This window comes from Edaphobacter dinghuensis (assembly GCF_014640335.1).
Classification (GTDB): domain Bacteria; phylum Acidobacteriota; class Terriglobia; order Terriglobales; family Acidobacteriaceae; genus Edaphobacter; species Edaphobacter dinghuensis.
The window spans coordinates 340,024-353,010 of record NZ_BMGT01000002.1; the positions used below are offsets into that span (position 1 = coordinate 340,024).

Here is a 12,987-nt window from a genome sequence, read left to right on the forward strand (position 1 = left end):
ATCGTTAACTTCGCCTATGGTTGAGATAGTTTTATCGGCACCGCTGAAATCATCCCACTTCCCTCTTTTAGAGTGATGGTCTGATTTGGCTTGATATTTGAGATAGACTCCTTTTTCCCTGACGGCCAGACAATATCAAGCTCAACTAACTTTCCGGGTTCCGGTTTTCCTAAGCCAAAGGTCAACGGCATCTCGCTCTGCGAAAGATAGCTGGAGCCTGATTTGACCATCTCAAAGAGGCGCGTTCCTTTGTCTGTTTTGACAGTAACTTTGGCACCTATTCCATCTCGATTCGAGCGTATGCCAATTGTCCGCACCCGCAACATGTCATTCTGATTGCCGTTGTCATTCCGAAAAAGCTTCGCCGGCCCATTGTTGGTGGTAATGACCAGATCGAGATCACCATCATTATCGAAGTCAAGGTACGCGGCTCCGCGCCCTACAATGGGTTGGTGCAGGGCTGACCCAACCTTATCTGTGACATTTTCAAAATGTCCCTTCCCTTTATTTCTGAAGAGCAGTGGCGACTCTGCATAATGCAGCGTCGGTTGTGTCACACTCACATCGTCGGCGACATGTCCGTTCAGCGCAAAGATGTCAGGCCAACCATCCAGATCATAGTCGAAGAAAAATGTACTGAATGTCAGCGATTTGGCAGAGGCGGTCGCGATGTCCGAATCTGTCGCGTGATCGGAAAATAAACCGGAACCGTCGTTATGGTAGAGAGCCATACTCTCATTCGTAAAGTTTCCGATGACAAGACTCTGCCGACCGGAGGCATCATAATCGGCAGCATCCGTTCCCATGCCAGCACGCGCCTTTCCAGCATCGCTGAAAGCTACGCCTGCTGAGAAGGCAGTGTCTGTAAACGTCCCGTCGTGATTATTGTGATAAAGCTTATTCGGCTGTGTGTCATTCGTTACAAACAGATCGAGCCAGCCATCATTGTCATAATCCAACAATGCAACTCCAAGTGACTTGCTCGTGGGATCAAATAGACCAGCCTTCTTCGTTACATCTTCGAATACGCCATTTCCCTTATTGTGATAAAGCGTTGCGCTCTGCCCTTTGTATGCCTCCGGGGTGCAGTAGGACTTGTTTTTTCCATCCAGCGAGCAGAACTGATCTGTGGCGATGGACCAATCGACATAATGCAGCACCAGAAGATCGAGCTTGCCATCGTTATCGTAATCAAACCATACTGCGCTGGTGGCAAAGCCAGGATTCTTTACACCCGCTCTGGCCGTGACATCGCTGAACTTTCCATTCCCCAGATTGTGAAAAAGATGATTGCCATCGAGAGCCGTAATATAGATGTCGTCGTAGCCATCGTTATCATAGTCACCGACGGCGCAGCCCAACCCATACATCTTGACGGCAAGCCCTGCCTGGCGCGTTACGTCAGTGAAGGTTCCATTTCCATTGTTGTGATAGAGGGCTGGATAATCGTTCGCCGAGTGGTGTCCCGGCCAGTCCATGGAATTCACAAACAAGATATCCTGCCAGCCATCATTGTCGTAATCGAGAACGCAAACTCCGCTCCCCATTGTTTCAGGAAGATACTTCTTCCCAAACGCTCCGCTGTTGTGGCGAAAGTGGATTCCAGCCTGATCGGTTACATCGGTAAAGCGAATAGGGCCGGAAGGCCGTGCAGGGACAGGCTCTGCGTTCCTCGTAAGAGTAGACTCAGCCGTTGTGTGCTGACTCGCTGACGAACTTGCTTCCTGTGACGGCGTAACAGGCTGATGCTGTTTGCAGCCTGAGATTGCTAGAAGTGCAATCAGTAAAGGGCAATAAGCAAGCTGGAACCGTAATCTCATTAAGATGCTTCCTTTACTAAATTCGGTGTGGAGATATTTTTACGAGACAACGCCATCTCAATGAGCAGAGCTATCGGACCTACGATAAAGAGTGCGTAAAACGGAGCGTAGACGCTCTGGTCAAGTCGCAGGACCATCTCAACCACAGCCACGGCACAGGCGACAACGCACTGCCATTTTTTCGAGCGCACAGTAGTCTTCGGATCGGTAATCATGAAGAAGATGAAGAGTTGATACTCCGGCCCGGTGATAGGAGATATCTCAGACAGCAGCGGATCTCCTGTAATCCAGGTGCGAAGAAAAGCTAAGGCAATAAAGGAAAGAACATAGGTGGCGCAGATATGAAAACGTCGAAGCCTCCAGATGATCACTGATCCCAGAAGCCAGATCACGAGCATCGCGCCCAGGTTATTTCCCCACTGAATGCTCAGAGTAGCAACCGACTCAGCAGCTAAAAAAACCATCGCAGAGATGCCAAAGTTAGACGGATTCCAGATGTGCCGTCCGTTGATACGCAGAACATACTTCGATGTAATCGCGAGCGCGCTGCAAAGTGCGTATGGCCAGAAGAATGGGGAGCGAATCAGGATGCCGACACTGATGCCCGTAATATAAGCGCTGGCAAGGTGTGGCCACTTGTGCAGAAAGATGCGGCCAAGGACCAGTTCCACCACGATGCTGGTGGCAATTGACAGCAGCGTCTTTTGGTAGCTCTCAAGAATGCCGAACGAAACATTGCCCACCAGAAGAATGAGCGTAATAAACAGCGGGGGCATAAAGCGGTTATCGAGGCTAAAGACCCGCTTCGATTGTGCGCCGTTATTTGGCGGTACCGGCATCGTCGTCGCTAGCTGACTCATTTCGGCTCCTCGATCTTATAGAGTTTATCCGGCATAAGATTGAGAAGAGTCTGCACTTTTCCGGAAGGCCAGTGAATGATTGCTTTGTCGATACGCGGATTCTTGCCTAACCCAAAGTGCAGCCGTCGATCATTTTGTGCGGCGAAGCCGCTACCTCCAGAAACTTCTTGAATCTGCTCCTGCCCATTCCATGACAAGGTAACTTGTGCGCCAATCGCACTGCGATTGCTCTTTGTTCCTTTTAATTGAAACTCGATCCAATCTACTCCCGGGGCTACGGTGTTCTTGTAGATGAGCAGCGGGCCACGCTGATTTGCGACGACCGCATCGAGCACACCGCGGTTCCACAGGTCGACGAGCGCAACGGAGCGGCCATCGTAGGTGTCGGTTACCCCGACTGCTTGTGCAACATCGACAAATTTGCCCGAGCCGTCATTGAGCCAGACGTGCTTTTGCTGATAGCCGGACAGGCTTCTTCCATCCATCGCGGGCCAGTTTTTGGCATCTCCAATAATCGTCGAGTTTCCGCCGGAGATCTTCGTGAAGTCATACCAGTAGCTCTTTTTGCGATCGAGCGATACATAGCCGTTAGTAAGGTAGAGGTCCAGCGTTCCGTCGTTATTCAAATCTCCAAACTGCGCGCCAAAGCTCCACCCACCCAGTTCGACACCCATATCGCGAGCGAGATTCTCAAACTGAATATTCTTACCGCTTGTGCCCTCCTTGGGAACCCACAGGTTATTTCCCTGAATCAGCACGCCGTCCTCTGAGATATTCGAAACGTATACGGCATATCGCCCCTGATTGAAAATGTCGCCGAAGGCCACGTTCATACCGCTCTTTGGCGCAAAGCCTACGCCCGTCTGCTCACCTGCCTCATGGAAGCGCTTGCCATCGTTGAGATAAAGCTCCGACACGCCATAATCGTTCGCGACAAAAAGATCCGGATGCCCTGTCCCACGCAGATCGGCGGCAGCCGCTGCTAAAGCCCAACGGCGACTATTGATTCCGACCTTTGCGCTTACCTCTTCAAACTTCCCATTCCCGAGATTATGGAAGAGATATTTTCGGCCGCCATTGTTGGCATACTCGAAGCTGTCCGGCATCATCTTGGTCGATTTCAAGTGCCAGAGATCAACATCTTCGGGATAGTAGCCACCAACGAAGAGATCGAGCAGGCCGTCTCCGTCGTAGTCGAACCAGACCGCTGTATTCGCGTTGATCCATGGCGGCAGCCCTGCTTTTTCGCTTACGCGGGTGAAGCCGTGCCCCTGATCGTTATGAAACAGTTCGGGGCGGCCCCACTTAATCAGATAGAGATCTTCGTAACCATCGTTGTCGTAGTCGCCCCATATTGCGCCCATCGAAACACCGGTGCCGGGCTGATTGACATCGGCAATCCCCATTTGCTCTGCGACATCTTTGAAGGTGCCGTCATGCATGTTGCGATACAGATGGTTCTTGCTGCCCTCTGCACTGTTCGTTACATAGATATCGGGCCATCCGTCGCGGTCGAAGTCGACGATGGAGACAGAGGCGCCCATCGAGGCGACCTCCGGCATGATTGGCGCAAGCTTCGGGTCGAGCGTAGGCCCTTGGTGCACGAAGTCGATACCAGCCTGATGCGATACCTCGGTGAAATAGAATCCATGATTTGCCAGCGCGGCTTTCGTATCAACCTTAACCGGGGAAGCGGCTCGGGAACCCGACATCTTTCTAAGCACAACAGGCGTCACAAGCAACGCAACAAAAAAAATACTGACCAGAATCCTCGCAATAGGGATTCGCTTCATTTCCCTGCCTCACTTCTCAAAGCTTCTTCAAATATCCTTGGAGTAACATAGCGCGTCTGATAGACCTGCCAATCCTCCTTGTGGTGTCTATACTCCCAATCGTCCTCCAGACTTCCCGGAGGCGCATCGTATTCCCTCTTCGCGTGATAGGGATAAGGCAATACAGTCTGCGAGTTCGTAGAGTTGTAGTCGCCATCTTTGATCCAGCCATCGCCTGCGATCACATAATCCCGCACCCACCCCTTCGGTGGCGCTGCAGGCGCGGCAAAACGTAACGACATCTCGTCGCCCGCGTTCATGATGACGTAGCGATCATCGATGCCGGACAACAATGGCCTGACGTCGCCATAGCGTGTGTAGTAGCCCGCAAGATCGCGCCATATCTGCGTTGTGGACATCAGATGGTTGTAATCGGGAATCTCCGGCGAAGATGCATTTGCCTGATGAATGGTAGAGTAGCCGCGATAATGCAGGTCCGCCATGCTGGGTGCCAGACGCTCGATCTTCAGAGGCGTATCCGGCAGTCCTTTGGCCCACTCGATGGAATCCCAATAGATCTCCAGATTTGTACTGAGTCGAACGCGTCGTGGTGTTCCAGGAACAAAGACGTTTGTCAGGTTGATCAGACAAATCTTCTTGCGACCTGCTGGAAATCCAAGGTTCGGCCTTGCCACCTTCCAGCCGCCATGACCATCCGGCACCTCAAGGCTGAGAGGCTTGGGATGTTCATGCTGCCCCTGGCTCATGGCGACATTCAGCGATGAGTCGGCAGGATGCAGCCAGCCTTTGGCGATCAGCCAGAGAGGGCCTGTCGTGGGGGCCTTGTCTCCCAGGTCGATCTCTACATAATGATCGCGAGTTACTCCCTGATACTGTCCCCGGCCAAAGTTGTCGAGATACTTTCCGTCGAGCGATCGTAGAATCGCCGTGACATCTTCTCCGTTGTCGTCGACCGCGCGAGCGATTGGCTGAGGCGTTGCAACCGCAGTGATGGCCAGCTTCACCGGCGGCACTGCAAAGCGCTCGTCGGCAAATATCTCTGTACCTGCAGGATGGTCTACGGTCATCAGTGCGAGATAGTCGTAATAGTAGGTCTCCCAAAGCTCGCCGGTGACGCGCAGATCGTAAAATCCATCTTTCGGCACTAACTGATCGCGACCTATCTTGTACCACTCCTCTGTTGCTTCGATGCGAGCGCTTCCCAGCGAATTGATGCGTAATCCAATCGCCGATCCCCATGGTACGGAGTCCTTCACGAACTCCATGTCTTTGCCGTTGTAAGCAAAGAGGAACGGACAGGAACCTTTCAATCGCTGCTCCGCAACAAATTCCTGATCAGCCTTGAGTGCAAACTCGGCGCGAACCGATCCATTCGGCCAAACAATCCGCGCTACATCGACCCCCTTCTGCTCGCCCAATCCAAAATGCAGCTCCGGGCCTGAGATCTCCTGTCGCTGAACCATCAACCCGGAGCGAATCTCAATCTCGCCACCGATGCCAAACGAATTGATGCGTTGATCACCCGTGGCCTGATGTGCGCGAGGCCGAATGGTCTGCCAGTGATATTGCTTTGTACCTTGATTGACCGCTTCAACAGCATGCCCATCCGGCGAAAGCTCGAGCAGGTCCAGCCTGCCGTTTCCATCCAAATCAGCCGCACCAAAGACCAGCCCTGCTGCGGATGGCTTACTCATCATCTGAAATTTTCCATCCGATCCTTGCAGCCAGATCAACGGACTATGCGCGGATGCAATCGGCGAGAGCAAAAGATCGAAGGCGCCATTGTTATCGAGATCGGCGACGCGCAGCCGAACATCTCCCGCAAGATAATCGGCCGCGTTTGGAACAGTCGTAACCTCCGACACTGCCCAACCATGACCATCGTTCGATCTTGCAAGGCTGGCGATCATGCCATTCTGGCGGACTGCAAGCAGCCCTAACGCGCCTTCGCGATTCACATCGGCAGCGGCTATCGCGCTTACGGCTGAAAACTCTGCCGGCACAGATTCCTCGCGAAACTTGCCCAAACGCTCATTGAGGAAGACATGCAGTTGTCCCGCACCGTCGATCAGCGTGGCATCGGGATTGCCGTCGCCATTGAGGTCAGCCCATACAAACTGGCGAATGCCTGAGATGCCGATAAAGGGATGAATTGCAAGAAACGTTCCATCCCCGTTGTTGCGAAGGACGAGCGGCAATCCTGACGGCGCGCCCACAACAATATCCAGATCTCCATCGGCTTCAATATCTACGGCCCATGCGCCGGTGTAACTTCCCTCTGTTATCGCGCGAGGCAGCTTCGTCTGCGCGGTAACATCTGCAAAGGTCTGGGGATTATCCTGCCGCATGAAGCGAAGCCCGCCAGCGCCGGCCAGGACAAGATCGGTTTTGAAATCGTAGTTGAAGTCAACCGGAAGAACTCCCACCGGGCTGGGCTTCACCTCAGACTTTCCTCCGGGAAAAGCAAATGCAGCACCCGTCGACAGACGGACCTGGTGAGCGTTGGCTACCGCAACCGCAGGTGTGCCTGTGCCATTCAGAGAGACCGCTCCAATCCAACTCCAAACATCCTGCGGTATCTTCGTCAATGGTTGGGGGACGAACGTCATCCCCTCATCCGCAGCAGCAGGCTTAAACGTTGGCGAAGGCAGTCTCAGAAAATGTGCGAAAGGCTCGGCCTCTTCGCCCGGCTGCGGCTTGATTGCGGACAGGCTCTGGCGAAACTCCGGAACCTGCATCAGCACATTTCTCAAAAAAATTGAGCGTGTCGCTGCGGTCTTTGGATCAGGTCCGGACGCCGCCGCCTGCAAGGCAGCCAGTTGCTGCCTTACGTCAGCCGGCCATGAAGCGGATTGCGCAGCGATCTTATCGATCGCCGTGTGCAGCGTGGCAGAGTCGCCGCGTTTAGCGGATATGCGGCTAAGGTCTACGAGCGCAGCAAGATTGTTGGGATCGGCAACGAGTATCTGCTTGATCAGATCTTCAAAGTCACTTTCGCTTGTCGCAGCACCCTGGCGCTCCACCTCGGAAGCAAGTTGATAGGTTGCGCGCAGATTCGCCGGATTCAGCTTGATGGCCGTGTGCAGGTCTGCAATCGCCTTGGTCGAATCGCCGCGGTTGCTATCCAGCAGGCCGAGCAGATAATAGATGCGATCGTCTTTAGGAGCGAGCGTGCGTGCCCGGTCGAGCCTTGCTGCTGCGGCATCGAAGCTTCTCTGACGCAGCGCCAGTATTCCCCAGTTGGCCCATGCAGCAGGCTCACCGGGAACAAGTTTTGTAGCTTGCCCGAGACTACTGTCAGCGCGGACATCGTCTCCAACCTGTAAAGCAGCCAGCCCGACATAAAAGCTCGAAACAAAGTCGGCGTACGTCTGCGAGGACTCGCTGGGCAACCTTCCGCCGGAGTGGCACCCGGCGACAAAAAACACACCGGCGGCCAGAATGGCGGCCACAAATCTACGGCATCGATACATTGGTACATGCCGGTCATTCATCACGGCATCGTCAGGTACAAGGGTTCGCATGGGGTCTTCAATTTTGGAGGCTGTACTGAACATATAGCATTCAAGCCCAAAGTTTATCCATAACCGGACTCAAGTTTAAAACTGTACTTCTTTCACCTGACGATAGAGAACTCTTCTCTGCGTCAGCCAGCCTTAAGGTTGGCCACAATCTCAACCTTAAGGTGGATAAAGAAGAAGGCCTCCAAGGCTAATATTTAGAGGTCACTCCGACAGACTGTATAAAGTTATTGACCGTTCAGGCGGTTTTCCATCGCAGAGTGACTCCTGATGGATGCCCTGCTTGCCAGGCGGAGCTAAGGATTCAAACCACCATGGGAGGTTTCGAGATGTGCACATGCAACAGCGTCGAAGCCTGCAAAGGTTATAGCCTGTGAACCTGCGCGTTCGGCTTCGTCCGATTCTTTTTATCGCCGTTCTGCTTGCGGCATGGCAGATTGCGATCAGCCGAAGCTCCGTCCATCTGCTGCCGGGGCCCTGGGGCGTTGTCGGCGGCATTGCAGATCTGGTGCGGCATGGGGTGCTCTTCAAATACATCGTCGCATCGCTGTTTCGCGTGACCTGGGGTTTCGTGCTGGCAGTCGTCATAGCTGTTCCGCTTGGCCTCGCCATCGGCTGGTATCGCCGCGCCGAGATGGCGTTCAACCCCATCATCCAGCTTCTACGCCCCATATCGCCGCTTGCCTGGATTCCCATCGCGATTCTCTGGTTCGGCGTCGGCGATCTCGCAGCTATATTTCTTATCTTCCTTGGCTGCTTTCTTCCCCTGTTGCTGACGGCCATCAATGCCGTGCGAAGCGTTCCGACCGTTTATATCAATGCGGGGCGCAACTTTGGTCTCAGTTCCTTCGAGCTTATCCGCCGCGTCTTGTACCCCGCCGTCACGCCGCAGTTGATCGTGGGCTTGCGGATCACACTGGGCATCGCGTGGCTGGTTGTCGTGGCAGCGGAGATGATCGCCGTAAACTCCGGTCTGGGCTTTCTCATCGTCGATGCCCGCAACGCCGGTAACCGCTACGATCTCGTTGTCGCCGGAATGGTCTTGATTGGCATCATCGGCCTCCTGCTCGACATGGGAATACGTTCGCTTGAAAACATTAAGTCGTCTCGCTGGAGCTATTCGGAGGATTAGATTAATAGTGGCATCCATGGAAACAGTTGCGATCAATCCAGCCTTGCAGACCAAGACGAAGCTGCGCGCCGAGCACATCAATATGGTCTTCCATCGCGATGGCAAGACCACGCGGGTTCTTGAAGACATCAACCTCGACGTAGGCGATGGAGAATTTGTATGCCTGCTCGGTCCTTCAGGCTGCGGCAAATCCACCTTGCTGAATACCATGGCCGGCTTTCTCTCGCCGACCAGCGGAGCAGTCACCGTCGATGGCGAAGTAGTCAAAGGCCCTGATCCGCGCCGCATCTTCGTGTTTCAGGAGCGCGGCGTCTTTCCGTGGCTCACGGTAGAAGGCAATATAGGCTTTGGCTTGTTCAAGCTGTCGCGGCAGGAACGCGAGCAGCGAATCGCGCACTACATCAAGATGGTCGGATTGGAAGGCTTCGAAAAGACCTACCCTCCTGAGCTTTCGGGCGGCATGAAACAGCGCCTTGAAGTTGCTCGTGCCCTGGCGGTAAATCCCGACATGCTCTTTCTGGACGAGCCCTTTGGCGCTCTGGACTCGATCACGCGCCTGATCATGCGCGGTGAGCTGCTCCGCATATGGGAGGCGGAGCGCAAGACCATTGTCTTCGTCACTCACGATATCGACGAGGCCGTCCAGCTTGCAGATCGCGTCGTCGTCATGAGCGCTCGTCCTGCCACGATTCAGCAGATCGTCACCATCGACATTCCCCACCCCCGCGACATCAGCTCGCCTCGTTATCTCGAGCTCCGCGACGGCATCTTCAAGCAGATCGGACTGGCGCACAAGGTATGAGTACACTTGCCGAGCCGAAAAGGTGGGAGAAGTTTTTCTGGCCGCTGCTTGTAAGTGCGCTGCTACTCGCAGCGTGGCATTACTGCATCGTCTGGACAGCGACGCGCATCTTCCCATCTCCCCTCGAAGTAGAACGCGGTATGGCCGAGCTGCTGCGAGAGCATGTTCTCTGGGGCGACATCTCTGACTCTCTACGCCGCGTAGCCATCGGCTTCGGTGCGGCCACTGCACTCGGAATCCCACTCGGTCTCGTGCTTGGCTGGTATCCGGCAGCCGACTATGTGGTCAATCCCGTCATGCAGATTCTTCGCCCCATCAGTCCCATTGCATGGATTCCCGTGGCCATCATCTTCTTCGGTGTTGGCGATGACGCTGCCATCTTCCTCATCTTCCTCGGTGCCTTCTTCCCCATCGTCGTTGCCTGTATCGACGGCGTATCCAACGTGCCCTCGGTATACCGGCGCGCCGGACGCAACTTTGGCCTCTCTCCGCAGCAACTACTCAGGCAGGTGGTCTTCCCTGCCGCTCTTCCGCAGATCATCGTCGGCCTTCGTATCGCTCTCGGCATTGCGTGGCTGGTAGTGGTTGCTGCCGAGATGATCGCCGTCGACTCCGGCCTCGGCTATCTCGTCATCGACTCTCGCAACTCCGGCAAGCGCTACGACCTGGTCGTCGCGGCCATGCTTCTGATCGGTGTCATTGGACTGGCCTTGGATTTAGGCTTCCGTCGGCTCGAAAAGATAAAATCCGTTCGCTGGGGATTCCGCAATGAAGCTTAAAACCAAAATCCTCCTATGCGCCATCGGATGGCTCGTTCTCATCTCCGCACTCCACGGCTATCTCAACGTAAATTGGGCCGCCGTCCTCAACGACTACCGCCCAGCGTCACAACGGAAGATCACCGTCGCTTATCTCCCTGTCACCTGCCAGCTCACCTGCCCCGTAACCGACTACATCTCAAAGTACTCGGAGAACGGAGAGATCTTCCTGCCGCGTATGTTTCAGGGCTTCCCTGAGATTAAAGAAGCGTTGATCTCGAACAAGGTACAGGCAGCATTTATCGTCGCGCCCATGGCGATCGCGCTCGTCGCCCAGGGCGTACCCATCAAGGTGGTTTACCTCGGACACCGCTATGGCAGCGCTGTGGTCGTCAAGAAGAATGGCCCCATCCACAGCGTTGCCGATCTAAAAGGAAAGACCGTTGCGATTCCCAGCCGCTTCTCCGACGAGCGCCTTATCCTCTTCCGCGCGATGAAGGTCAACGGCATGAAGCCCGGCGATATCAAGATGGTCGAGATGGCTCCTCCCGATGTCTCTGGTGCGCTTGCCGCTGGCGCGATCGACGCATTTTCGATGGGCGAGCCCTTCCCCTCGCAAGCCGAGATGGCGGGCTATGGCCGTGTCCTCTTTCAGGCGCGCGATTATTGGCCCGACTACATGTCCTGCATTCTCGTCGTGAGGCAAGACTTGATCGACACTCGCCCGGATGCTGTTCAAACCCTCGTCGATGGCATTGCGAGATCGGGACTTTGGCTCGACAAAGGCAAGCCGGAGCGCGACGATGCCGCCGACTTTGTTGGACGCTTCTACTACAACCAGAAGCCCGCGCTGCTGCGTTGGGCGCTCACCAAGCCGATGGACCGAGTCACCTACAGTCCGCTCGCGCCGCGCAAGGCCGACTTCGATATGGTTCGCGATCTCATGATGGAGACCGGAATCCTGAAAAAGAAACTCGACTTCAATCAATACACAGACACACGCTTCTCTGACCACGCAAGCATTGAGACAGCATGGAAGTACCAGGCAGGCAGCGGAGTGGCACGCTAGACGCAAACCAGGAGAATGCAAAATGATCCGTCGAAAATTTATCCAGCTCATCACGCTCGGCACAGGCAGTCTCGCAACGATTGCAGCAATTGAAACGGGAGAGAAAGAGACCGTCACCTATCACGTCAGCGGATACACCTGCATCACCTGCGCCGTCGGTCTGGAGACGCTACTAAAGCAGGAAAAAGGAGTGGCATGGGTCAAGGCTAGCTATCCCGATGAAAATGTAGTCATCAAGTACGACCCCAAAGAAGTCTCTGAAGACTCGCTCAAGAGCTACATCGCCAGCATGGGATTCAAAGCAAAGCCGGCACCCAAAGCCTAACCACAAATGCACGTCATCTCGACCGAGCATTATCTCTCCCCCCGACGTACGTCATCTCGACCGAAGCGAAGCGGAGTGGAGAGACCCCTGTATTTGTCTTTCCTTACCCGCACCATCAAAATCCCATTCGCCCAACAAGGAAGATCATGGAAACCACCTACGCAAACCTAGCCGCAACCCTCTCCGAATCCTTAAATCTTCGCCAACCGCCGGTAGCGATCAGCTTCACAGACACCGTTCCGAACGGTCTCAGCGGCCACGCTGGACGGGTCTCCGCCGGCTGCCGCTTCTGGGAAGACGCCGCTACTGCATCGTTTGCAACCTCCGCTGCCGATCATGAGATGTGCTCCATCGGTGTGTACACGCACAATCTGCAACCGTCGCAACGGCAGCAGATCGACCTCGGAGACACACTCAAAGTTCTGGGCGAGCTTGGCTATGTACGTAAAGAAGATCTTGCATTGATCCCTGTCCTTCAGTCGCGATCAAAATTTATCGTTTACACTCCGCTCACCGAAACCCCGCTGCCACCCGATGTTGTGCTGCTCTTCGTCGACGCCAACCAGTCGCTTGTTCTGACCGAGGCAACACAGCAGGTGGAGAACCAGATCGCACCGGCCATGGGACGCCCTGCCTGCGCCGTTGTGCCGCAGGTGATCAACACAGGCCGCGCTGCACTCAGCCTCGGATGCTGCGGAGCTCGCGCCTATCTCGATGTTCTTACCAGCGATGTCGCCCTCTTCGCCATTCCCGGCGCAAAACTGGAGCAATACACCGAGCGCATCGAAGCACTCGCGAAAGCCAACACCGTGCTCTCAAAGTTTCACCAGATCCGCCGTTACGATGTTGAAGCCGGACGGACTCCCACCATTAAAGAGTCCCTCATAGCCCTGGGAGCATAAAACGA

10 protein-coding genes are annotated in these 12,987 nt (G+C 54.7%); 6 read left to right on the plus strand and 4 right to left on the minus strand.

Translation table 11 applies throughout. The annotated features are described in order from the left end of the window. Nucleotides 1-14: 14 nt before the first annotated feature. Genes IEW09_RS07020 through IEW09_RS07035 form a run of 4 tightly spaced genes read right to left on the minus strand, consistent with a single transcriptional unit; the run spans nt 15 to nt 7,997 of the window. On the minus strand, nt 15-1,820 hold the full coding sequence (locus IEW09_RS07020; RefSeq protein WP_188553483.1) for a CRTAC1 family protein: 1,806 nt from the start codon (nt 1,818-1,820) through the stop codon (nt 15-17). Beyond that, nucleotides 1,820-2,680 (minus strand): hypothetical protein, encoded by an 861-nt coding sequence (locus IEW09_RS07025; protein WP_188553484.1) that lies wholly within the window; start codon nt 2,678-2,680, stop codon nt 1,820-1,822. Before IEW09_RS07025 ends, IEW09_RS07020 begins: the two co-directional genes overlap by 1 nt. Continuing rightward, nucleotides 2,677-4,473: a CRTAC1 family protein gene (locus tag IEW09_RS07030; protein ID WP_188553485.1), complete on the minus strand. Its 1,797-nt coding sequence runs from the start codon at nt 4,471-4,473 to the stop codon at nt 2,677-2,679. Before IEW09_RS07030 ends, IEW09_RS07025 begins: the two co-directional genes overlap by 4 nt. Further along, a complete protein-coding gene (locus IEW09_RS07035; RefSeq protein WP_188553486.1) occupies nt 4,470-7,997 on the minus strand; it encodes a CRTAC1 family protein in 3,528 nt (1,175 codons plus the stop codon). Before IEW09_RS07035 ends, IEW09_RS07030 begins: the two co-directional genes overlap by 4 nt. A 370-nt stretch (nt 7,998-8,367) precedes the next feature. Here IEW09_RS07035 and IEW09_RS07040 point away from each other — a divergent pair, with 370 nt between their 5' ends. The 6 genes from IEW09_RS07040 to IEW09_RS07065 all read left to right on the plus strand — a co-directional run bounded on the left by IEW09_RS07040 (nt 8,368) and on the right by IEW09_RS07065 (nt 12,982). Continuing rightward, nucleotides 8,368-9,126, plus strand: a complete 759-nt coding sequence (locus IEW09_RS07040; RefSeq protein ID WP_188553487.1) for an ABC transporter permease — start codon at nt 8,368-8,370, stop codon at nt 9,124-9,126. A 16-nt stretch (nt 9,127-9,142) separates the two neighbouring features. After that, the gene (locus IEW09_RS07045) at nt 9,143-9,928 is read left to right on the plus strand and encodes an ABC transporter ATP-binding protein (protein WP_188553488.1); all 786 of its coding nucleotides are present in this window, start codon (nt 9,143-9,145) and stop codon (nt 9,926-9,928) included. Further along, nucleotides 9,925-10,707, plus strand: a complete 783-nt coding sequence (locus IEW09_RS07050; RefSeq protein WP_188553489.1) for an ABC transporter permease — start codon at nt 9,925-9,927, stop codon at nt 10,705-10,707. The genes IEW09_RS07045 and IEW09_RS07050 overlap by 4 nt, the downstream gene beginning before the upstream one ends. After that, nucleotides 10,697-11,755 (plus strand): ABC transporter substrate-binding protein, encoded by a 1,059-nt coding sequence (locus IEW09_RS07055; protein WP_188553490.1) that lies wholly within the window; start codon nt 10,697-10,699, stop codon nt 11,753-11,755. Before IEW09_RS07050 ends, IEW09_RS07055 begins: the two co-directional genes overlap by 11 nt. A gap of 22 nt (nt 11,756-11,777) precedes the next feature. Then, nucleotides 11,778-12,080: a heavy-metal-associated domain-containing protein gene (locus tag IEW09_RS07060; protein WP_188553491.1), complete on the plus strand. Its 303-nt coding sequence runs from the start codon at nt 11,778-11,780 to the stop codon at nt 12,078-12,080. A gap of 146 nt (nt 12,081-12,226) precedes the next feature. Further along, on the plus strand, nt 12,227-12,982 hold the full coding sequence (locus IEW09_RS07065; protein WP_188553492.1) for a DUF169 domain-containing protein: 756 nt from the start codon (nt 12,227-12,229) through the stop codon (nt 12,980-12,982). Nucleotides 12,983-12,987: the final 5 nt, after the last annotated feature.

Coding starts and splice junctions, on each gene's coding strand:
- IEW09_RS07020 (WP_188553483.1), bottom strand. CDS start 1,820: ATGAGATTACGGTTCCAGCTTGCTTATTGCCCTTTACTGATTGCACTT.
- IEW09_RS07025 (WP_188553484.1), bottom strand. CDS start 2,680: ATGAGTCAGCTAGCGACGACGATGCCGGTACCGCCAAATAACGGCGCA.
- IEW09_RS07030 (WP_188553485.1), bottom strand. CDS start 4,473: ATGAAGCGAATCCCTATTGCGAGGATTCTGGTCAGTATTTTTTTTGTT.
- IEW09_RS07035 (WP_188553486.1), bottom strand. CDS start 7,997: ATGCGAACCCTTGTACCTGACGATGCCGTGATGAATGACCGGCATGTA.
- IEW09_RS07045 (WP_188553488.1), top strand. CDS start 9,143: ATGGAAACAGTTGCGATCAATCCAGCCTTGCAGACCAAGACGAAGCTG.
- IEW09_RS07050 (WP_188553489.1), top strand. CDS start 9,925: ATGAGTACACTTGCCGAGCCGAAAAGGTGGGAGAAGTTTTTCTGGCCG.
- IEW09_RS07055 (WP_188553490.1), top strand. CDS start 10,697: ATGAAGCTTAAAACCAAAATCCTCCTATGCGCCATCGGATGGCTCGTT.
- IEW09_RS07060 (WP_188553491.1), top strand. CDS start 11,778: ATGATCCGTCGAAAATTTATCCAGCTCATCACGCTCGGCACAGGCAGT.
- IEW09_RS07065 (WP_188553492.1), top strand. CDS start 12,227: ATGGAAACCACCTACGCAAACCTAGCCGCAACCCTCTCCGAATCCTTA.